Origin of the sequence: Bacillus sp. JJ675, from assembly GCF_036963165.1 — a bacterium.
In the GTDB taxonomy this organism is placed as follows: Bacteria; Bacillota; Bacilli; order Bacillales; family Bacillaceae; genus Bacillus; species Bacillus glycinifermentans.
Genome location: NZ_JBALMR010000064.1, coordinates 45,181 through 66,077 on the forward strand (window position 1 = coordinate 45,181; position 20,897 = coordinate 66,077).

The following is a 20,897-nucleotide window of genomic DNA, read 5'->3' on the forward strand; positions in this document are numbered from 1 at the left end:
TACCTGAAATGTATGCAAAAGGGAGACAAGTTATGACGTTATTTATGAAAAACGGGCTTGTAAAAGGAACGATTATCCAAGGCAAAGACGCGTTCTGTATACTCTCCCGGCTTGACCCTTTCAAGCGCCCTGTCCATCATATTGATCTTCGCGTCGAGATTGTCGATGTAGTGGAGAATTTCAGCTTCTTTGACCATCGGCGGCTTCGGGCTTCCCCATTCCGGTTTGCCGTGGTGGCTCAGAATTAAATGCTGAAGAATGAGAATCTCCTCAGAGTCGATTTGCAGCTCTTCTGCAGCCTTTGAAATTTCGGTCACCATGATCGAAATGTGGCCGAGCAGATTCCCTTCAACCGTATATGTCGTTGACACCGGGCCTGAGAGCTCTTTTACCTTCCCGAGATCGTGCAGGATGACGCCTGCATACAGGAGATCGCGGTCAAGAGTCGGATATAAATCGGCGACCGCTTTGGCGAGATTGAGCATTGACACGACATGATAAGCCAGTCCAGACACAAATTCGTGGTGATTTTTGGTCGCCGCCGGAAAATCGATGAATTCCTTTCCGTATTTTTTGACAAGGTGCCTCGTGATCCGCTGGATATTCGGATTTTTCATTTCAAAAATATATTGGGTGATCGTCTCCATCATTTCATTTTTCGGAATCGGCGCGGTTTCCAGAAAATCATCGATCTTCACATTTTCATGCTCTGCCGCAGGTCTAATATTTCTCAGCTTGAGCTGGTTGCGCCCGCGATAATGATGAATGTCGCCGACCACTTTAACGATCGTCTGCGGTCCATAGATCGTTTCGTCATGTTGCTTGGCGTCCCAAAGTTTAGCTTCGATATCGCCTGACTGATCCTGCAGCATCAGTGTTAAAAACGGTTTTCCGTTGCTTGCGATTCCTTTTGTTGACGACTTGATGAGCAAATAACAGTCAACCTGCTCGCCAACCTCGTGCAGCATGATACCTTTTGCCATTCTAAAGCTCCCTCCGTTTTCCTACATAAAATTATTATAGCATAATCCTTTAATTGCTAGTTGCTTCCTTTTCCGCCAAGGAAGAAAGCATCATCACTTCCTCTTCCCGAAATGCATCCTTCACATGCTCATGGCACGTAAAATAGAATATTTGCTGTTCTTTTCCCGAAAGCTGCTTTAACATGTCAATCACCTTCTTGAGCCTTTCTTGATCAAAATGGACAAAACTGTCATCAAGCTGAAACGGAAGATTGATGTCATTTTGATGGGACAAAGCGAGAGCGAATCGTATCGCTAAATAGAGCTGCTCACAGGTCGCCTGTGACAGTTCGTGCGCGTGAAACACGGCTCCGTCCGTTCTCACTACCATCATCGAATCGGGGTTTTCGGAAAAATAAATTTTTTCATAACGTTCGCCTGTTAACGGCTTCAGAAAGGCCTCGGCCGTTTCCAGGAGTTTCGGAAGACGGATCTTTTTATGATCATCCATCCTGTTTTTGACGGCCTGCCTGACGAGCTTGATCGAAGCCCACTTTTTGGCGAGTGCGGCGACCCGCTCTTTTTGCAGCTCCACCTCGTGCGTCAGTTCGGAAACGGTTCCCGATTCTTCCAGCCTCCGCTGCTCTGCAAGAAGCAGCGCAGCTTTTTCTCTCTCTTCTTTGAGCCGCTGTTCTGTCAGGGTTTTTGTTTCTTTCGCCGCTGCAAGCTGATTTTCCAGATCTGCGAGCGTATGGCCGGAGGCAATCCGGACAACATTTTCGTCTTTTTTGCCCAGCTCCGCCTCGATGGATGCCAGCTTTGCTTTTAATTCCTTTTTTTCCTGATCCAGTTTGGCAAGCTCTAAAAATGAGTCCCTATCATTTGCCCCGGCCTTTTGAAACAGCTCGGCGATCCGCGATTTGAAGTATTCCGCTTCCCCTGCCAATTCTTTCATCTGCTCAAGCGTATGCTGAAGCGACAAATCGATTTCCTGCTTTTGGCGCAGGTTTTCTTTTTGCAAATCGAGCTCGTGTTTCAGCCTGAAAATCGATTCCTGCACGCTTCCTTCGGAATGGCCGAGCGATGAGGCAAGATTGTTGAGCCGTTTTTCAAAAGATGCCCTCTTTTCCTCAAAGCGGGCGAGCTCCCTTTCCATTTCCCGCTTTTTCGCGATTTCTTCTTTGAGCTCCTTGATTAAGGCATATGCATCAGACAAAAACGACGGGTCTATCGACAGATTAAGCTCTTTTAAAAAGCGGTCGGTTTGTTCCTGATAAGGAAACATCTCCTTTTCCCATTCTTCAAATTGTTGAATCGCCCGTTCGTAGTCCGCTTCCTTCTGCCTCAGCTCTGCCTGTTTTGCGACGAGAAAGCGCCTGTTTTGATCGTCCCGCCACAGCTCTTCTCTCAAGGATGTCAGCTCCGGAGCATGATCCGAAGCGTCCCCTTCGAGTCCTTCAAGCTGCTCGCGGATGAATGCTGACGCTGAAGAAGGACCGGCCTTTTTCAAAGAAAAGAGGAACAGAACGGCAGCTACAACGATAAAGCCGCCAAGGAGCCACTGCTGAAAAAACAGAGCCGCCAGACAAGCAGCAAAGGCTGTGAAAACGGCCGAGAATGCTGCCAGTTTCCTCCTCTTCTCCCGCTCTTTTTCTTCCCTCTTAAGCAGGGACAGCTGTCTGATGAGATCCTCCCACTTCTCCGCCTTTCCTCCCGCAGCTTCCAAACGGCTGACGGTTTTTTCTTTTTGCTTGCGGACATCGTCAGGCATCACTTCTTCCGAGAGTTCAGCATATGCCTGCTCGGCTTCCTCAAGATCGGCCCTCGCCTGTTCAAAGCGATCGTCTAGAACCCGTTTCTGTTCGCGCAATTGAAGGTAAGCGCGGATCGCCTCCTGCAGCTTCCACTCATAATCGTACGTTGTGTCGATGTTAAGGATTTGCGACTCGTCTTCGATTGAAAGGCGAGCCGTTCCTGCCTTCACCCGTTCGTCAGCCTGCTTGAGCTGTTCTGTCAGCGCCGTGATGTTTTCCTTGTAAGATTGGTAAACCGGGTATTCTGACAGAATCTCTTCGATTTGCCCCTCGTGCCGGACATAGGCTTTTAAAGGGAGAAGGGCTGACGACTGCTTTTCCAAGTCGCGTTTCTTTTCTTCCAGCGCCTTCAGCTGGGCCTCTTTTGGATGCAGGTGGGATTCATACTTTTCAAGCTCGAAAAGGCCTGACTTGGGAAAGCGGTCTTCCCCTTCGCCGGCTGCTTCAAGCTGCCCTTTCAGCCGGCGTTCTTCCTTTGTAAGCGGATGAATCTCGATCGCCTGCTCGCATATGGCGATGTTCCGCACAGCATCTTCCAGCAGCTGCTCGTTTTCCTTGATCGCCGCTTCTGCCGTCCTTTTTCCGTTCAGGATGAGATGGTATTCGCCTTCACGCGCCTTCGCTTTTTTCAGTTCCTCTGAAAGCCGTTTTAAATGATCGAGCTCCCGGTTGAGCTCAGGCTTCCGTCCATTCGGCTTAAACAGCTCTTCCTGTGCTTTCGTAAGGCTTGCATCCATGTTTGCAATCGCGTCCGAGCCGAATAAACTTGAAAAAAGCAAAAAGCGGCCGATTTTGTCGCGGTTGAATTTATGAATTTCCTGAAGCCCGAACACATCGAATGAGTAGATCGCTTTATACAGACGCCTGTCCATGTTCGATAACAGGTTCTTTAGAAAGTCCTCCGAGCGGATGCTGCCGTCTTCCAAAAACACGTTGACCCGGTCTGGCTTGCCAGCCGTCCGTTCGATGCGGATATTGCCGAAGGCCGGATGCAACGCTTCAAGCATTCCTCCGTACACGCCGCCTGCTTTCGGTTCATACCGCTTTGTTTTCGGAAAGCCGAACAGCATGCTTTCAATAAAAGACATTAGCGTCGTTTTTCCGGATTCATTCAGCCCGTAGATTAAGTGAAGGTTAGCAGGCGGGAGGCGAAATGTCTGATTGGTAAATTTGCCGTATCCGTATATATGCAGCGTATGAATATTCACCCCGTATCCTCCCTTATCTTTTCATGCTCTTTAGTTCATCGAGCAGCACTTTTTTCGCCTCTTCGCGAATTCCGCAGAGGTCCTCTTCATGAAAACGCGCTCCGTACCTTCTAAAGACGGGGTGCCTCTCCAAATCGCCAAGAACCTGTCCAAAGTCTTGAAAATCATCGATCTCGCGGGTGAGCTCCTGAAAAAACGCATCGCTTTCGATCGCGCTCACACTCCCCACGGTGCGGTCTTCGACAGCGGCAAGCCAGATGAACGACTCACCGTCTTCCTCCTCGCCGCGAAAGACGTCAAGCAGCTCGTCGATGATGCCGGCCGGCCTTTCCGCCAAATAAGGCGGTGTTTCTCCCGTCAGCACCGCTTTGATGCAAACTGCCGTCCCCTTGCTTCTGAAGGGCTGGAGGGCATCCTCCATGCTGCTGATCAAATCCGTCAAATGCCGTGTCTCTGACACGTCGATGGGAAGTGCTTCCCAGAGGACGTCTGACGTCGCTTTAAATTCAAAAGACACCCCGCTCTCGTCCGCCCTGACGAGATAGCAGCCTTTTTCGCCTGTTTCCTTCATATGGCGGGACTGGGTGTTCCCCGGATAAATTACCGCCGGATGTTCGGCGGAAACGACCTGCCGTTTATGTATGTGGCCGAGCGCCCAATAATCCATCTGCCCGTTTTTTAAATCCTGAAGAGAAAAAGGACAGTACGGATCATGGCCGCTTTCTCCTGAAAGCGTGCCGTGGATCATGCCGATATGAAAAGGGGCGCCGTTCGATGATCTTTTCATTTCGGCGGCTTTGTTCGCAAAAACAGATCGCTCCGGATAGCTGTAGCCGTAGATGGTTGCGGCAAGCCTGCCGTTTTTATAAAACGATTTTTCTTCAATGCGGGCCGATGAGAACACGTGAACATTGTCAGGCCACTCGATCGGCGTCCACTCGCCGCCCATGTGATCGTGATTTCCGAAAATTACATAAACCTGAATGCCGCTTTCCTCAAGCTTTAAAAACTGTTTGCGCAAAAAGAGCTGAGCTTTTAAGCTGCGGTTGGCTTCATCGAAGAGATCACCGGCAAGCAGCACGAAATCGGCCTGTTCTCTGACGGCGAGCTTAAACATATTCGCGGCGCTTTCAAATGTGCTGTTTCTAATCCGCCTGTAAACCGGCTCCGGAAGCCCGCTGATGCCGCGAAACGGGCTGTCCAGATGCAGGTCGGCCGCATGAATGAACGTAAGGTTTGTCAATCTTTTGCTCCTTTTCAAAACGTTTCTGCCCCCATTCTATCACGGCTTTCAGGCGAATGCACGTTCTACTGCTCCGCCCGAAAAAGCAGCTTTTCTTGAAAGCTGCTTTTCTCGTTTTCTCATTATTGGTCTTTTGAGAGCCGAAGCGCCTGTTTGATATTTTTCAGTCCGCCTCCGCTTCCGTACATCAAAACTCCGCCTTTATAGACCCTTGCCCCGACAATCGCAAGGATGACGATCGTTGCGGCGGTGATCCCGATGCCCAACGCCGCTTCCCAAAACGGAATATCGAGCATTCCGACTCTGAGGAACATGATCATCGGCGCAAAGAACGGAATAAACGACGTCACCATAATAAACGTCGAATCAGGTGCACTTAATCCAAACATTGCGATCATAAACCCGGCGACAACAAGCAGGATCATCGGTGAAATCGTCTGCTGAACATCTTCGATCCTGCTGACGACGCTTCCGAGAAACGCTGCAAGCGTCGCATACAGGAAATAGCCGAGCGCCAGGAAAATCACGCCGTACACAAGCGTTGATACAGGAACGCCTGACACGTCCAAAAAGCCTTTAATCAGCTCAGACGCTCCGCCTGCTGCCTCCTGGTTCCCCTTGAGGGAAAGATATCCCGCAAGAAACAAAGCGGCAAGCTGTGTAAGCCCGAGCAAAGCGATGCCGAACAGTTTGGCGAACATCTGCTGGACGGGCGGGACGCTTGAAATTAAGATTTCCATGACGCGGGACGATTTTTCCGTCGCCACTTCAGTCGCAATCATTGAAGCGTACATCACCACGGACATATAAATGACGAACAGCACGATGTAGACAAGGCCTGACGCCTTTTGAAGCTCTTCTTCTGTTTTGGCCCCTTCTTTCAAGGCGACGCTTTTTACTTTAACCGGTGTGAACAGCTTATTCAGCTTGTCAGACGGTACGTTCAGCTCAGCCGTACCGACGGCGATCTTCGTTTGGGAGAGCGCCTGTTCCATCGTGGAAACGGCAGATGAATCGGCGATATCGAGCGCTTTGTACGTTCCCGTCAGTTCGCCTTTTTGATCTTTTGACAAAATCAAAATGCCGGCAAGCTCATCGCCTCTGACGTCTTTTTCCAGCTCTTTTTCCGGCTTATCCGCTTTTACAAGCTCAAGCTCATCGTCTTTGTCAGCGATTTTAAGCTGCTGGGAAAACGTCTCATACAGTTGATTCGATTGATCAATGACGGCAATTTTATCCGGTTCGCCGCCGTCTTTGTCAAACATCGAAATAATATTGCCCAGGTTGGTGACAACCAGGACGAGCGCAAGCGTAATCGCAGTCGAGATGATAAACGATTTCGTTTTCAGCTTGCTTGTATATGTATGAAACAGTACAATCCAAAACTTATTCATATCGGGCACCAACCTTTTCTATGAAAATATCATGCAAAGAAGGTTCTTCAAGTTCAAATTTCCTGATAAACCCGCGCCCTTGGAGCATTGAAAACAGCTTTTGGGAAACTCCCTCATTTTCAACCTGGAGCCTCACGCCTTCAGAAGTCTCCCTCCATTTTGTAATCCCGTCCGCTTCTTTCAAAAAGGTCAAATCATCGTCCGAATGGATCGTGACGTTCTTTTTGCCGAAGGAACGCTTAATTTCTTTCAGTTTTCCTTGAACGACCGGTTTGCCGCGCTGCAAAATGCAGACGTGCTCGCAAAGCTCTTCGACATGCTCCATTCTGTGGCTCGAAAACACAATCGATGTGCCGCCGTTTTTCAGGGAGATGACGGCATCCTTCAAGAGCTCCACATTGACGGGATCCAGTCCGCTGAACGGCTCATCAAGAATCAACAGTTCAGGCTTGTGGAGCACGGCCGTAATAAACTGGATTTTTTGCTGGTTTCCTTTTGAAAGCTCTTCAACCCGTTTATCCGCATATTCTGTAATGTGGAAGCGCTCGAGCCATTTCTCCATCTCCTTGGGCGCTGCCTGCTTTGTCATACCTTTGAGGCGGCCAAGATATACGAGCTGGTCTTTTACTTTAAGCTTCGGATACAGCCCGCGTTCCTCCGGCAAATAGCCGATTCCGTTGCTGATGCCGTATGTAATCGGTTTTCCTTTCCAGGTAACGGTGCCCTCTGATGCATTCAATAGGCCCAATATCATCCGGAACGTCGTCGTTTTGCCCGCTCCGTTTGCACCGAGCAGTCCGAACATTTGCTTTTCCGGGATATCAAGCGTCAGATCGTCAACAGCTGTAAACGAGCCGAACCTTTTTGTCACATGATCGATTTTAAGCATAGAAAAACTCCTCCTTCCAATTTACAATCATACGTTAGTCATATCACTTTAAAAAGGATTTTTTTGATTTTTATATAAATTTAAGAAAAGCAAACAAATTTTACGAAAGGAGAAACAGAATGGAAGTCTATTATGTAACCGTATTTGCAACTACCGGGGAAACGCTTTTGAACGAACGTTTTGAAGCGGAAAATGAAGAGGAGGCAAAACAAAAAGGAAAAGATCTGCTGAAGGAAAAGCGGTTTTTGGATCATACGCACCGCGTAGTCCATTCGTCCGGTAAAATGATCGTCTTTCACAGCTGACAAAAAAACGGGCGGCAGCATTTGAGGAAAGGGCCCAGATGTTGCCGCCGGAAATGTTTCCTGTAATACGTGATCTCCAAGGTTGACCGCTCCAAGTAAAAAAGACGCATAAGCGATCCGTTTCTGCCGAGCAGCTTCATAAAAAAACACGCTGGACATGCCCGCTGTGAAAAGTATCGTGTTTTTCAGCTGGTCACGCTTTCTGAACGGCAGGTGCCGCGGACGGCCCGTCATAATTCGTAATCATTTTGTCAGCATACAGCCGGGCGGAATGCCCTTCCCCCAAAAAGCCCGCAGAAGTCAGCACAGCAGCCAGCGACAATGTGACGGACAACAGCTTAGCTTTCATACAATGCATCTCCCCTTTGAATTTTTCGTCTTGCCTGAGCGCTCTTTTCATAATAAAAAATGGAATCTTTTAGTCGCTCAATTTGATTATAATATTGGGCGGCATCCAAAGCCAGCTCTTCAACGGCCGCGTAGAGACGTTTTGACTCCAAATAATCAAACCCCTTTTGGACGGCGCCGCGGTCCCCGCCGTCTAAATACAGGCCGCGCAAAATGTTGAGCTTTGCCTCGTGCTCTTCATCGTGAAGGGATGCCGCGCTTTTGATGCCTTTTTCATAGCACTCGGCCGCTTCAGCGTGCCTTGACTGCTTTAAACGGACGTACATCAAGTTATACAATACCTTAGGCACGTATGACGACGTTTCTTTTTCAAATATGGATAAAGCGTTTTCCATATGTTCTGAGGCTTGCTGATACGCTTTAAGATAAAAGTAACAATTCCCCAGATTAAAATGGGCGGATGCCGTCAAATGGCTGTTTCCGATTGTCTCGGCATCCTCAAGCGCATGTTTAAGATTTGTGAGCGCATCGTTGTATTTCATCGATTCGACCAAATTTCCGGCGATGATAAAATCACAATAAATCTTTTTCTCCTTTAATGTTTCATAAGATTGAAAAATATCGGAAGCCATCGTCGCGTAGTTGATGGAAAGGTACCTCTGATTGATATAGTAATAAATTTCGGCGAGCTTATAATAAAATTCGGCTTTTTCAACCTTGTCCTCTAATGCGTTCACTTTTTGTTCGGCCATTTTATAACAGCTGATCGCTTTGACGAATTCCCTTTTCTTAAACTCGTACATTCCTTTAAAAAACCAAAAATAATAATTTAACAGACCTGTCATCTGGTCCTCTTTTTCCTCTAAATCACGAAGATTTTTTTCGATGTTTTCGCTTTTTTTCGGCTTCAGATAGCTGAGCATCAGCTTGTGCCTGAATTCAAGCAGAGAGTAATAAAGCAGCACATCCTGATTTTCTTCCATGTCCTCGAAGTCGCGCAATATTTCGGCTTTCAGCAACTCGCTGGCGGCAACCTGATTTTTCCGAATGGCGCTGTACCAGTCATTCAGCTTTGCTGCAACGTATTCAGATGGAATCTTTTGTTTCAATTTCCTCCCGCCCCCTCGGCTCGAACATCTCGATGTCTAGATTAACTTCATAAATTGATTTTCGCAGCTCACATCCAAGACTAAAAGACTAATATATTTAGAGATGTCAAACATTATACCATACAAATGGCGCGTTTTTTCGCGATTTAAAAATAGGAGGGACGGCTTTCTTCATGCATGCTGATTAAAGTGCGGTTTCCGCTTCTCCAAAAATGCGCGGATCCCTTCCTGATGATCTTTTGTCATCCTCATTCTGAGCTGTGCTGCTTTTTCAAGCGCGAGCGTTTGCTCAAGGCGTCCGGCGTTCAAGGTTCGGTATATTTTTTTCGTCTCGATCATCGCACAAAGCGGCGACTCAAGAAGCTTTTCGAGATGCGCGCCGGCATGCCTGTCAAGATCGCCGCTGAACACGGCATCAACAAGGCGGAGCTTCTGGGCTTCGTCCGCCGTCAATTTTTTGCCGCTCCAAATCAGTTCCTTTGCCGCCGTTTCGCCGACTCTCCGCTCCAAGAAAAAATGGCCCCCGCCGTCCGGGATCAGTCCGATGCCGATAAAATTCATCGCCAGCTTTGCTTCTTTTTCAGCGAGCACATGGTCACAGCCGAGCGCCAGACTCATGCCGAGCCCGGCTGCCGCTCCGTGGACGGCCGCTACCGTGATCTTCGGCATATTGTAGAGCATCATCACAATGTCGTTAATCGTATCGATAACCTCTTCTGCCAAGTTCTCATCCGCGGAAGACAGCATCATCTTAATATCGCCGCCTGCTGAAAACCCTTTTCCGCTTCCTTTGATCAGCATGATCCTGGACGTGCTTTCCTCCGCCAGTATGAAAGTCTCTTTCAGCTCCTTGAGCATGTTTTCGTTCAGGGAATTATACGCCTCAGGCCGATTCAGCACCACCTCAAATACTTCGCCGCTGTCCTTCCATTTAATCAATTCCATGAGACCACCTCCATTGAATGCGTTTCCATCAGGGGATTGCTTAACTATTCCACTTTTTATTTTCAAAACCTTTTTTTCAAGGCAGAATCGGCTGATTTATTCCATTTCAAGATCAACTGATACTGAAATAAGCCTTTTTAGTTGAATGATGGTCTTCATTTTTATATCATGATGGTAGAGAGCATGCGAAGAAAGGAGGGGGAAAGTGATCAAAACCATTTTGACGTTTTTGTTAAGTTTATCCATCTTAACGGTGTCATTCTTCGTTCAGGACGAGATCACCGGCTTCGATCCTGAAGCAAGCAGCCATACGTCTCTCAATTCCTCAAACCCTGAGACCCATGTTTTAAAGCCCCCTCCTTTGGCAAAAAGCTTTCTGAATCAAACAGGGAAGAATGCAAATGTTTTTTCTTCTGCACAAGCCGAAAGCGCAACCCGTTTCAACCCTCAGCTTGAGGTTCGGCACGGTGATTTGCTTTTGGAAAAAACGTGCGCCATCCCTGTGAAATACCAGTCGAATTACCTCTCCTGACTTTTCCTGTTTTGTCTGTATAATGATCAGATCAAAAGGAAAAAGTTATTTTGGAGGGATACGATTGAATATTAAAGAAAATGATCTGCCGGGCATCGGCAAAAAATTTGAAATAGAGACGAGAAATCATGAAAAAATGACGATTGTCGTTCATGACGACGGAAGAAGGGAAATCTACCGTTTTGACGACGAAGATCCCGATGAAATCGTGACCAACATTTCTCTTGATGACGGCGAGGCGAGGCAACTCGCCGCCATCCTCGGCGGAATGGTCTATAAGCCGCAGGCGCTTGAATCGATTGAGATGGCGTTTAACGACCTGATCATCGAATGGTTCAAAGTCGAAAAAGGGGCAAATGCCGTCGGCAAAACCCTCGGTGAAATCGACGTCAGGCAAAACTACGGCGTGACCGTCATCGCAATTATTAAAAAGAATCAGGAAAAATTGTTGAATCCTGGAGCAGACTCTGTTCTTGAAGAAAACGACACGCTCGTCCTGTCCGGTGAAAGAAAAAACCTCAAGAAAATGAAACAGGATTTTCTTTCCCGAAAGGGAGGGTGATGCTCATTGGATCATCTCGTATTTGAAGTCGGCACCGCGCTCCTGCTTGTTGCAATCGCTGCCTTAATCGCGAACCGGATTAAATTCTCGATCATTCCCTTTTTGATTATTCTGGGAATGATCGTCGGCCCGCACGCTCCGAGGATCGGCATCATAGACCTGAGGTTTATCGAAAGCTCAGAGATCATTGCCTTTTTCGGCAGAATGGGCGTCCTGTTTTTGCTCTTTTATCTCGGACTGGAATTTTCGATCGGAAAGCTGATCAAATCCGGACGATCCATCGCTGTCGGGGGAACGATTTATATTCTGATCAATTTCAGCTTAGGCGTCCTGTTCGGGTTCATCGCGGGCTTTGAGTTTCTCGAAGTCCTGATTGTCGCAGGGATCATCACGATTTCTTCGAGCGCAATTGTCGCCAAAGTACTCGTCGACCTAAAGAGGACGGCGAATCCGGAAACCGAGCTGATTCTCGGAATCATTATGTTCGAAGACATTTTCCTCGCCGTTTATTTATCCGTCGTCTCCGGGCTTGTCCTTGGCGATTCGACTTCAGTCGGAAAGGCGCTGCTTTCGATTTTGATCGCCTTCGGCTACATGATTTTGTTCTTTATCGTCGCCAGGAAGCTGCCGAAATTGTTAAATCGGCTGTTTGATATCCGTTCAAACGAAGTCTTTATTATCGTGATTTTTGCGCTGCTCTTCTTTGTCGCAGGCTTTTCGGAAACGATTCACGTTGCCGAAGCGATCGGTGCCCTGCTGCTCGGCCTCGTGTTTTCTGAGACAGAGCATTCCAGCCGGATCGAGCACCTGGTCGTGCCGTTTCGCGATTTCTTCGGTGCGATGTTTTTCTTCAGCTTCGGCTTGAGCATCGACCCGTTTACATTGGGAGATGCGGTATGGCTTTCTCTAGGCGCCGTCATCCTCACCTTGGCCGGAAACTTTATCGCCGGCATGGTCGCAGGCAGAAGAGCCGGGCTTTCCCATAAAGCTTCGTCCAATATCGGCTTAACGATCGTCTCACGCGGCGAGTTTTCGATCATCGTCGCCAATCTCGGGATCGCCGGCGGACTTTCAGCCACATTAAAGCCGTTTGCCGCTTTGTACGTGCTGATACTGGCCATATTGGGACCGCTCCTCACAAAGGAATCGAAACGGATTTTCAATATGCTGAATCATGTGTTTAAATGGAAAAAACCTGAAGCAAAAAAACAGCGAGGGTGACAGAAAGGAGACTCCTGCGGAGTCTCCTCAGATTGTTGACAAAATCATAAAACGGTTTATAGTTTTAGGATTTTGTCATCCTTTCAGCGTGATTGAAAACCCTTGCAGTCTAGGAAGGCCGAGCATCGGAGCGGAGCGAATGTTGGAATTCGTGAGCACCGACGCGCAGGCCTGACAACGAATGCGAGGGTTTGTCGACACGCTGAGGAGACTCCTGCGGAGTCTCCTTTTGCGTTTTCGCGGAAATGCAAGCCATTGGACATTCGCATTTTGAAAAGATATGATCAACTTGTCCAAATTTGATCCGGCTTTTTAGAAATTCCAAAAAAGAAAGGTGGAGAGTCTCGGTCTATGAGCAAATTTCATTCAGATTATACGATCACGATGAAAGATATCGTAAGAGAGGGGCACGACATACTGAGAAAAGCAACCGCCGGCGTCAGCCTTCCTCCATCCGAAGAAGAAAAGGAAGAGCTTTTGGCGATGCTGCAGTTTTTAAAAAACAGCCAGGACCCCGAGACGGCCAAAAGGTACGGTCTTCGCCCCGGCGTGGGATTGTCCGCAAACCAAATCGGCCTTGATAAACGGATGTTTGCCGCGTATTTTACAGACGAGAAGACTAGGCAGCACGAATACATGCTGCTGAATCCAAAAATCGTCAGCCATTCCGTCAAGATGATTTATCTGCCTGAAGGAGAAGGCTGCCTCTCCGTCGACAGGGACGTAAAAGGCTATGTTCCGAGGTATGAGAGAATCAAAGTGAAAGCATACGACATTACCGGAAAAGAAGTGGTGCTCAGGCTGAAAGGATACGCCGCCATCGTGGCCCAGCACGAAATCGACCATTTGAACGGAATCATGTTTTACGACCGGATCAACAGCGAAAACCCGTTCAAGCTTCCGGAAGGTGTAGAGATCGAAAGCGCATGGTAAACAAAAGGGCTTCCGGCGATGCCGGAAGCCTTTCTTATCCCCCGCTTTTGGCGTCTTGTCCAAACAGTTCTGACAAGTAGCGGAGTTTTTCTTCTGTATAGTGTTCAAATCTCTCATTGTACGATTTCGGGTCCTTTGGATTGGCGAAATGTGTGATTTTTCCCGTTTTCGGATCGACAAATTTGCTCGCCGCCCCGCACCCGATGCCGATAATCGTCTGCTTTTCTTCCATAATCATAATGTTATAGATGCTTTCCTGGCCCGGAAGAGAGTACCCGATATTTTCAAGGTTGCCGAGGATGTTTTTTTGTCTGTACAAATAGTAGGGACGGTAGCCGTGCTTTTTCGTCCAGGACACTGCGTCATCCATCATTGCGACGATTTCCTCGCGGTCTGCCACTTTATACTTATGCTTGTTTCTCGTCATTTCCGAAGCGCGTTTGAATGACAGCGTATGGACGGTCAGCGATTCCGGCATTAATTTCTCCGTTTCCGAAAGGGAGTTGCGGAATTCTTTAACGCCTTCCCCCGGGAGGCCGATGATCAAATCCATATTGATATTTGACATTCCGTGTTTGCGCGACAAATGGTATTTTTCGATCGTTTCTTCAACCGTATGATGGCGGCCGATCGCCTTTAATGTCTCGTTTTCATACGACTGCGGGTTGATGCTGATTCTGTCGATGTTCCATTTTTTTAAGACGTCAAGCTTTTCCGGGGTAATCGTATCGGGGCGGCCTGCTTCAACCGTGACTTCGCGGATGTTTTTGACATCGGGAAATGAACGGTGCATTTCCTCATACAACAGATCCATTTCTTCGGCCGTAATGCTTGTCGGCGTGCCGCCGCCAAAATAAACGGTCGTGATCTTGACGCCGTGTTCTTTCAGCCATTCGCCGATTTTCTGCATTTCGTAGTGAAGCCCCCATAAGAAAGAACCGACCCGTCCTGCCTGCCCTCTAATGGCATAGGCAGGAAACGTGCAGTAAGCGCATTTTGTCGGGCAAAACGGAATGCCGATATAAATGCTGACTTCCCTGTCAAGGTCGTATAAATCGGGCACGGCTTTAAGCTGGCGGTCAACGATGTTTTGCATCAGCTCGATCTTTTCGTCATGGATTAAGTAATCTCTTTTCAATTCGGCGTGTGCCGTTTCTTTTGACATCCCGCTTTGCAGTTTTTTGTGCAACAGCTTTGTCGGGCGTACTCCCGTCAGAATCCCCCACTTCTGAACGATCCCGGTATGTTCTTGAAGAACGCTTAAAAATACGTAAGAAACGGTATTTTTCACTTGCTTAAACGCTTCTTTCTCCGGCAACTCAGGGTCCAGCGACTTCGTGTACTCAGCTTTTATATCAGTTCCTTCAATCGCCCCTGCAGCCCGGACCGACGAAACGTCCCGCTCATAATGCAGGGCGATTGAAAGGTCCGGAGCAACTTTTTCGCCAATCGCGACCTCGGACTCTTCAAAAAACAGGTTGGCTATATTCTCGAGCGGCCTCACGAATCTGTCGTCCTGAAGCCCTTCTATATGAATGCGCAATATCATCACCTTTTTCGTTTCAAAACTTTCTTTAGTGTACAAAAATACCTCGCCAAAATCAATCCAGGAACACATCGCCGAAAAAAGCACTGCCGCTGTAAAGAATGCAGGCCAACAATAAAATCCCCGTTTTCTCAGAAAACAGGGATGAACATCCGTTTTACACTTTTCTGATATGAAATTTTTTGAGAAAGTCTTTGCTTTGCTGCTTTCTGAAATATTCTTTTAACATGTAGGCGACGCCTTGTTCATCGTTGGACCGCGTCACCCAGTCGGCTTTTTGCTTGACCTCTTGAGGGGCATTCCCCATGGCGACGCCCATCCCCGCCAGTTCAATCATCGGGAGATCATCGGTATCATGCCCGATCGCGACGACGTCCTCCATTTTAAAGCCGAGGTCTGCCGCAAGCATCGCCAAACCGGATTCTTTTGAAACCCCTTTTTGAACGATCAAGAGCTTTTCCCCGGCCTGGATGACATCTACTGAAGGAAAGGCATTCTCGATCGTATGCGTGATCTCTTTCTTTTCTTCCATCGTGCAGTAAACCTCAATGACCGGCGCGCTGACCGGTTCATCCATCAGCATATCGCTCAAGGAATCGACGAACTGCACGGGGTAAAAAATCGGGTCTGACGGATGGATCATCGTCTTTCCGAGCAGATTTGAGTTTGTTTTTTTCCGGTTGCCGATCGAATATTTTTCGTGCAGAATCCTGATATTGCAGTCATAGCTCTCCAATATTTGAACAAGATTAAACGTCTTTTCCTCAGAAATTCGTTTTTCATAAAAAGGCTCATCAATTTTGTCCGCAATAATTGCACCGCTATGGGTGATCAGCTTTGCATCGAGCTTTAGCGATTTGGCGATTTTTAACGCGGAGCGAAAATGTCTGTTCGTCACAAGCGTTACATAAACGTCTTTCTTCTTAGCGTATTCTATCGCTTCCTTCGTTGCGGGATGAAGCCGTCCGTTTGTCCGAAGCAGCGTTCCGTCTATATTCAGCGCAAGCATTTGTTTTGACACCTGGAGGTCCCCCTTCTTTGATGACTGTACCTGTTATAGAGAATATGTCCCGAAGGGCTCCTTTAGAACAGACCTCAAACTAAAAAAGCCTGTCTGCACAGACTTTTCGTTCGCATCTTTCGGATACGATCATGATTCTCCCTTATTGAAAAACTGCGAATTCAATGCCCCTTTCATTCAATTCGCAAAAGATATAATAAACCCCTTTTGTCTGACCGGCATATGCGCTTATTCTCTGTACCCCTTAGCTTTTGCCGCTTAGTCGTATATGCTCATGATCGTATCTCGGCAAAATGTAAGCACTTACACATTGTATTATCTCAGCAATTTCATCAATTGACAAGTCTTTTTTAAAAATTAATGAAGTTATTTGTTTACTTAATTAAGTATAGTCCGGCGGGCTGGATCGGCTGCACATAAAAAAACCCCCGCTTTTCAATGGAAAGCGGGGGTTTTGATCAGCTTTCAGGATGTCCGTAAAGCTCTTCGAGCGGTTTCATGATGATTTTGTTTAATTCGGCAATCAGCATGCTCATCCGCTGTTCTGCATCCATCAGCTTTGAAATTTTCTCGTGTTGCTGAACAAGTGCCACAGATTTTTGCGCTTGTTCAACTTCTTCCTGGGAGATCATTTCACCATTCATCTGTTTTTGCTGAAGTCTTAGCTGGATATCGCGAAAATTGTCAAACATCCTTTTTGCCGAAGGATCAGCATTTACATCATCGTAAAGGCCCTTCAATTGAGAGTATTCATCGCTTTGGCGCAAGGCTTTTTCCAAATCGTAAGCCGAGTCGTATAAATTGACCGTCATGTTTCATACGCTCCTTTCCTGCCGCATTCTTATGGATATGGCACCACTCCACTATAACAGACTATGGAGCGTTTTTCACAGTTATACTTTCAATTCCGTTTCCATCTTTAAAACAGAATGACAAAAACGGCTTGAATCGCCCCGATGATTCCGCCGAGCAGCCCGCCCAAATACGTAATCATTTTAAATTCGCGCTTGGAAATCGACAGAACCATTTCTTCCAGCCGTTCAACCGGAAAGTTGTCGACCTGCTCCTTAACGATGTCTTCGAGACGAAGCTGTTTCAGCACGTCATCAAGATGGCGGCACGCCGCGTCAAGCAAACGGCCGGTCACCTCCGGCAGGCGCTTTGCTGCATCCGTTTCAAACATGGAGACGTACGACCCCGTTGTTCTTTCGAAAAATGGCGCGAGGGAAAACCTTGTCATGATCTTTTTCTTCACATTCATGATGAGGTTTTCCAGGTTCCATTTTTCATCGGCTTCTTTAAACGAGTACTCTTTCAGCTTGTCCCATTCGTTTTGCAGCAGATCTGTTAAAAGCCGGGCGGTTTCATCGTTTTTCAAAAACTTCAGGATCTCCGGCCGGACGCGGTCAACGAGGCTGCTGTTTCCTAAAAACATCTGCACCATGCTGCCGATCATGCCGCGCTCCTTCAGAAAATCGTCAATCATATTGCCAAGCCGGCTTTTTCCTGCTTCGCTTTCAAAGTAGCTGACAGCCCGCTCTAAAATATAGTCTGACACCATCGGGAGTTTTTCGCTCAGCTTGTCCTGGGCTTCTTTTGGGATCAGGTCTTTCAATGGTTCGTTTTTATATGTCGCCAAATAAGCGGATAGCTTTTCATCCGTCCATTTGTTTACAAATTGATCCGCTTTCTGAGCTGCATTGGTCACCCCGATCGCTTCAAGCGCTTCTGCAACGGTCATCTGTGATTCGCTTGCAGCTGAAATCAGCCGTTCGCCCAGCTGTACCGCCTGTTTCTGGACTGCGTCAGAGGCCAGCTTTTTTTTGATTCCTTCGGTTGTCAGCAGATGGTTGACGACCATTTGTCCCATCTGCCTCGCCAATTCGTCGCGCCGCTTCGGAATCAATCCGGGAGTAAAAGGGATCCTCTTCCCGAATATGTAATGCGCCTTATAAGGGCGAAAAAGCATTTGAATCGCAAAATGATTCGTCACAGCTCCGATCAGAGCGCCGATGACGATCATGAAAATAAAAGTACCGACAACATTCATTCTTTCCACTGCCTTCCGTTTCACCTGACTTGTTACATAGACTGCATTTCTCAACGGCCATCTATGCATATCGTTATTATAGTAGCTGAACAAAAGACGGGCAAATTCGGGAATGATACGGGCGCGACAAAAATAGAATGGGTCAGGTGGATATTTTTGAAAAGCTTCTGTTCGCGAGTGGCAGAGCCCGAACCATGGAATGCGAATCATGATACAGGAGTTCATGTACAGGAGGGTTTTTAACAAGGAGGAATAAGCATGATGACGCTTGGATTTATGTCGCTGTCCCATCAGCATGAAAAAGCCTATGCCGAAGAATTGGCGAAAAAGGCTTCAGATTACGGAATCGGTTTTATCCGGTTTACTCCTTTGGATATTTCCCCGGGATCCATGCTTGTGAAAGCATTGACCTACCACCCGAAATCGGGACAGTGGAACGAGGTTGAACGCGAAATCCCCGAGCTGATCTATGACCGCTGTTTCTACGGCAGAAACCAGCAGTCGAAAAAAGCGAAGCCGATCGTGGAATGGCTGAAAAAATACCCGAAAACAGAATTTCTCGGACTCGGACTTCCCGAAAAATGGACGGTCTACAATGCGTTGAAAGCGGACCCTGTCCTTCAGGCTTACCTGCCGCCGACATCGCTCGCCGCAAGCGCGCAGGCCGTCCTTCGGCGGCTGGCGAAAGAGAAATCGTGCATCTTGAAGCCGGCATACGGCTCCGGAGGCCGGGGAATCATTCACCTTGAGCTTTCCGGGAAAACGGTGAAAGCCGCCTACCAGGTCGGAAAGCATAAGCAAATCAAATCATTTTCAAAACAGGCTTCTTTTGAAACATGGTGCAAAAAAGTCCTTCAGCACCGCTACCTTTTGCAAACGTTTCTCGACATCCAAGATAAAGACGGGTATCCGTGCGACATCAGGCTGTTATTGCAGAAAAACGGCTCCGGCGAATGGGAGACCGTCGGAAAAACGGTGAGACGAAGCTATCAGCACGGACTGCTCACCAACTTGGCCGGAGATTCCGAATCCGTAAGCTTTGACAGCTGGCTGTCAAGTGTTCCGAAAAAACGGCAGGCCGTCCTTCTCGACGATTTAGATACGATCGCAAACGCCGTCCCCCATGCGCTCGAATCAGGGCACGGCCCATTGTTCGAGCTCGGCCTTGATATTTGTTTGACGAAAGACGGGAAGGTCTGGCTCCTCGACGTCAATTCAAAGCCGGGGAAAAAAGCGTTTTTACAGCATTCTCCTGAAAACAGGGAACTTTTATACAACGGGCCCCTCGAATATTGCTCCTTTTTGGCGGCATCGCGGGACAAGAAAGGAGTTGGAAGGAAATGAACGCTAAAACGCTGACGGTCGGGATTCACCAAAACAGCGAAAACATGATGCTGCTTCCGGCTTCTTACAAACAGGAAGGCCTGTTGTACGCCGCTTTCGGAACGACTGTTGAAAGGTGTCATGTTTCCTTTGAGAGCGACTTGAAGCAAACCGTTTTGCTTTCTGAAAACCTGTATAAAAATTTACGGATTCCATACCGCGGAAAAGCGGCATTGCTGTTTCACGACAGCACCGTCTATATCGGCCCTTTAATCGGCATTTTCACCGCCGGCTTCACAAAGTCGGAACTTGCGCCGGTCAGGGGGCGCTCTTTGTTTTTTTCAAAGCTTTTGACGATGGATCTTCCGGCCGGAGGCTACTGCTACATGTTCGGCGCCCACCAGATTCAGTGGGAGGACGGAACGGTGCGCGGCCTTATTTTTCGGGAAAATGGCTGGCAGGAAGTGATCGTTCCCCTCCCAAATGTCGTATATGACAGATTGCCGAATAGGCAATCTGAGGATGAAGACGCCTTGCAGGAAACGAAAGCCCGGCTGATGAACGAGTACCGCATTCCGTGGTTCAATCCCGGCTTCTTTAACAAATGGGACATATACGAATCCTTGCGGGAAGACGAAAGAACGGAACCGCTCCTTCCGTACTCGGTTCTTGCGCCGTCGGCAAAAAAACTCGACGACATGGTCGCCCAATACGGCACGGTCTATGTGAAACCGGCCAACGGCAGCCTTGGAAACGGAATTTTCCAGCTATCCAGACAAGGGGAAAACGGGCTCCTTGCCAGGCATGCGGAGGGTGACAAATCTTATTCATCTGCGGACCTATTTTTGAATGACATACAAAAGCGAAAAGAAGAAATCCCGTATATCGCACAGCAGGGAATTGAACTGATCAGGATTGACGGCCACCCGGCCGATTTCAGAGTCCATACGAACAAAAACAGAAAAGGCACATGGACGGTTACGGCGATCGCCGTCAAAATCGCGGAAAGGGGCGGGATTACAACCCATATGTCAAAGGGCGGCGTCGTGAAAACGCTAGCCCAAATCTATGATGATCCGAAAGAACGGCTTCATATTCTGCAAAAGCTGACAAAAACGGCCCTATTGATCAGCAGTGTAATCGATGAAAAAACGGAAGGCTTTATCGGGGAAATCGGTTTTGATCTTGGAATGGACGAATCGAAAAACGTCTGGATGTTTGAAGCCAACTCCCGGCCCGGGCGGGCAATCTTCGCCCATCCCGGTTTAACATCCGTCAGCCGGCTGACGAAAAGAATGAATTTTGAATACGCTTCTTACTTAACCGAGCAATCGATCCTTTTTCCCGAGAAGCTGTGGCAAAACTCTTAAGCCGCGGAGAACACGACTCTTCGCGGCATTTTTCTATGAAAAGAGCCCTATGATCTTTCCTGTGAATAAGATACAATGATAACAAATCAAACGTCTAGTTAGCAGCTTGGTTCGGCGGATCG

At 47.9% G+C, this 20,897-nt stretch carries 19 protein-coding genes; 7 read left to right on the forward strand and 12 right to left on the reverse strand.

Going from position 1 to position 20,897, the window contains the following annotated elements; genetic code table 11:
- Positions 1 to 38 precede the first annotated feature (38 nt).
- From yhaM to V7126_RS16965, 5 genes are all read right to left on the reverse strand, one after another.
- A complete protein-coding gene (gene yhaM, locus V7126_RS16945) occupies positions 39 to 983 on the reverse strand; it encodes a 3'-5' exoribonuclease YhaM (RefSeq protein WP_046129509.1) in 945 nt (314 codons plus the stop codon).
- A 49-nt stretch (positions 984 to 1,032) separates the two neighbouring features.
- Complete coding sequence (locus V7126_RS16950) at positions 1,033 to 3,984, reverse strand: ATP-binding protein (protein ID WP_335497846.1); 2,952 nt, start codon at positions 3,982 to 3,984, stop codon at positions 1,033 to 1,035.
- A gap of 13 nt (positions 3,985 to 3,997) precedes the next feature.
- Positions 3,998 to 5,227 carry a metallophosphoesterase family protein gene (locus V7126_RS16955; RefSeq protein WP_335497848.1) on the reverse strand — a complete coding sequence of 410 codons (1,230 nt, stop codon included), beginning with the start codon at positions 5,225 to 5,227 and terminating at the stop codon, positions 3,998 to 4,000.
- Between the two features lie 122 nt (positions 5,228 to 5,349).
- Positions 5,350 to 6,621, reverse strand: a complete 1,272-nt coding sequence (locus V7126_RS16960) for an ABC transporter permease (protein WP_335497850.1) — start codon at positions 6,619 to 6,621, stop codon at positions 5,350 to 5,352.
- The gene (locus tag V7126_RS16965; RefSeq protein WP_335497852.1) at positions 6,614 to 7,510 is read right to left on the reverse strand and encodes an ABC transporter ATP-binding protein; all 897 of its coding nucleotides are present in this window, start codon (positions 7,508 to 7,510) and stop codon (positions 6,614 to 6,616) included. The genes V7126_RS16960 and V7126_RS16965 overlap by 8 nt, the downstream gene beginning before the upstream one ends.
- A gap of 119 nt (positions 7,511 to 7,629) precedes the next feature.
- On the opposite strand from V7126_RS16965, the gene V7126_RS16970 reads away from it, so the two are divergent.
- Positions 7,630 to 7,815 carry a YhzD family protein gene (locus V7126_RS16970; RefSeq protein WP_046129505.1) on the forward strand — a complete coding sequence of 62 codons (186 nt, stop codon included), beginning with the start codon at positions 7,630 to 7,632 and terminating at the stop codon, positions 7,813 to 7,815.
- 193 nt (positions 7,816 to 8,008) lie between these two features.
- Here the strand turns inward: V7126_RS16970 and V7126_RS16975 are convergent, their stop codons facing one another.
- The 3 genes from V7126_RS16975 to V7126_RS16985 all read right to left on the reverse strand — a co-directional run bounded on the left by V7126_RS16975 (position 8,009) and on the right by V7126_RS16985 (position 10,217).
- Positions 8,009 to 8,164: a hypothetical protein gene (locus tag V7126_RS16975; RefSeq protein WP_157759327.1), complete on the reverse strand. Its 156-nt coding sequence runs from the start codon at positions 8,162 to 8,164 to the stop codon at positions 8,009 to 8,011.
- Positions 8,154 to 9,272, reverse strand: coding sequence for a Rap family tetratricopeptide repeat protein (locus V7126_RS16980; protein ID WP_046129504.1), 1,119 nt, complete (start codon positions 9,270 to 9,272; stop codon positions 8,154 to 8,156). Before V7126_RS16980 ends, V7126_RS16975 begins: the two co-directional genes overlap by 11 nt.
- Positions 9,273 to 9,443: 171 nt before the next feature.
- Entirely contained in the window at positions 9,444 to 10,217 is a 774-nt protein-coding gene (locus V7126_RS16985; protein ID WP_046129503.1) for an enoyl-CoA hydratase, read from the reverse strand.
- A gap of 205 nt (positions 10,218 to 10,422) precedes the next feature.
- On the opposite strand from V7126_RS16985, the gene V7126_RS16990 reads away from it, so the two are divergent.
- The 4 genes from V7126_RS16990 to def all read left to right on the forward strand — a co-directional run bounded on the left by V7126_RS16990 (position 10,423) and on the right by def (position 13,465).
- Positions 10,423 to 10,749: a hypothetical protein gene (locus V7126_RS16990; protein ID WP_046129502.1), complete on the forward strand. Its 327-nt coding sequence runs from the start codon at positions 10,423 to 10,425 to the stop codon at positions 10,747 to 10,749.
- A gap of 64 nt (positions 10,750 to 10,813) precedes the next feature.
- Positions 10,814 to 11,311, forward strand: coding sequence for a cation:proton antiporter regulatory subunit (locus V7126_RS16995; protein ID WP_046129501.1), 498 nt, complete (start codon positions 10,814 to 10,816; stop codon positions 11,309 to 11,311).
- 6 nt (positions 11,312 to 11,317) lie between these two features.
- The gene (locus V7126_RS17000; protein WP_046129500.1) at positions 11,318 to 12,532 is read left to right on the forward strand and encodes a cation:proton antiporter; all 1,215 of its coding nucleotides are present in this window, start codon (positions 11,318 to 11,320) and stop codon (positions 12,530 to 12,532) included.
- A gap of 351 nt (positions 12,533 to 12,883) precedes the next feature.
- A complete protein-coding gene (gene def / locus V7126_RS17005; protein ID WP_046129760.1) occupies positions 12,884 to 13,465 on the forward strand; it encodes a peptide deformylase in 582 nt (193 codons plus the stop codon).
- Positions 13,466 to 13,499: 34 nt separating this feature from the next.
- On the opposite strand, the gene V7126_RS17010 is transcribed toward def, so the two are convergent.
- The 4 genes from V7126_RS17010 to V7126_RS17025 all read right to left on the reverse strand — a co-directional run bounded on the left by V7126_RS17010 (position 13,500) and on the right by V7126_RS17025 (position 18,082).
- Complete coding sequence (locus tag V7126_RS17010; RefSeq protein WP_335497881.1) at positions 13,500 to 15,008, reverse strand: coproporphyrinogen III oxidase; 1,509 nt, start codon at positions 15,006 to 15,008, stop codon at positions 13,500 to 13,502.
- A 160-nt stretch (positions 15,009 to 15,168) separates the two neighbouring features.
- A complete protein-coding gene (locus V7126_RS17015) occupies positions 15,169 to 16,032 on the reverse strand; it encodes a Cof-type HAD-IIB family hydrolase (RefSeq protein ID WP_046129759.1) in 864 nt (287 codons plus the stop codon).
- A 458-nt stretch (positions 16,033 to 16,490) separates the two neighbouring features.
- A complete protein-coding gene (locus V7126_RS17020; RefSeq protein WP_046129758.1) occupies positions 16,491 to 16,844 on the reverse strand; it encodes a YlbF family regulator in 354 nt (117 codons plus the stop codon).
- A gap of 107 nt (positions 16,845 to 16,951) precedes the next feature.
- Positions 16,952 to 18,082 (reverse strand): DUF445 domain-containing protein, encoded by a 1,131-nt coding sequence (locus V7126_RS17025; RefSeq protein WP_046129773.1) that lies wholly within the window; start codon positions 18,080 to 18,082, stop codon positions 16,952 to 16,954.
- A 258-nt stretch (positions 18,083 to 18,340) separates the two neighbouring features.
- Here V7126_RS17025 and V7126_RS17030 point away from each other — a divergent pair, with 258 nt between their 5' ends.
- A complete protein-coding gene (locus tag V7126_RS17030; protein WP_046129757.1) occupies positions 18,341 to 19,426 on the forward strand; it encodes a YheC/YheD family endospore coat-associated protein in 1,086 nt (361 codons plus the stop codon).
- Positions 19,423 to 20,775, forward strand: a complete 1,353-nt coding sequence (locus V7126_RS17035) for a YheC/YheD family endospore coat-associated protein (protein WP_046129756.1) — start codon at positions 19,423 to 19,425, stop codon at positions 20,773 to 20,775. Before V7126_RS17030 ends, V7126_RS17035 begins: the two co-directional genes overlap by 4 nt.
- Positions 20,776 to 20,897: the final 122 nt, after the last annotated feature.

What these genes read in the sequence shown, in the direction of transcription:
- V7126_RS16965 (WP_335497852.1), bottom strand. Translation starts at nt 7,510, where the DNA reads ATGCTTAAAATCGATCATGTGACAAAAAGGTTCGGCTCGTTTACAGCT.
- V7126_RS16960 (WP_335497850.1), bottom strand. Translation starts at nt 6,621, where the DNA reads ATGAATAAGTTTTGGATTGTACTGTTTCATACATATACAAGCAAGCTG.
- V7126_RS17030 (WP_046129757.1), top strand. Translation starts at nt 18,341, where the DNA reads ATGATGACGCTTGGATTTATGTCGCTGTCCCATCAGCATGAAAAAGCC.
- V7126_RS17025 (WP_046129773.1), bottom strand. Translation starts at nt 18,082, where the DNA reads ATGAATGTTGTCGGTACTTTTATTTTCATGATCGTCATCGGCGCTCTG.
- def (WP_046129760.1), top strand. Translation starts at nt 12,884, where the DNA reads ATGAGCAAATTTCATTCAGATTATACGATCACGATGAAAGATATCGTA.
- V7126_RS16970 (WP_046129505.1), top strand. Translation starts at nt 7,630, where the DNA reads ATGGAAGTCTATTATGTAACCGTATTTGCAACTACCGGGGAAACGCTT.
- V7126_RS17035 (WP_046129756.1), top strand. Translation starts at nt 19,423, where the DNA reads ATGAACGCTAAAACGCTGACGGTCGGGATTCACCAAAACAGCGAAAAC.
- V7126_RS16985 (WP_046129503.1), bottom strand. Translation starts at nt 10,217, where the DNA reads ATGGAATTGATTAAATGGAAGGACAGCGGCGAAGTATTTGAGGTGGTG.
- V7126_RS16975 (WP_157759327.1), bottom strand. Translation starts at nt 8,164, where the DNA reads ATGAAAGCTAAGCTGTTGTCCGTCACATTGTCGCTGGCTGCTGTGCTG.
- V7126_RS17020 (WP_046129758.1), bottom strand. Translation starts at nt 16,844, where the DNA reads ATGACGGTCAATTTATACGACTCGGCTTACGATTTGGAAAAAGCCTTG.
- yhaM (WP_046129509.1), bottom strand. Translation starts at nt 983, where the DNA reads ATGGCAAAAGGTATCATGCTGCACGAGGTTGGCGAGCAGGTTGACTGT.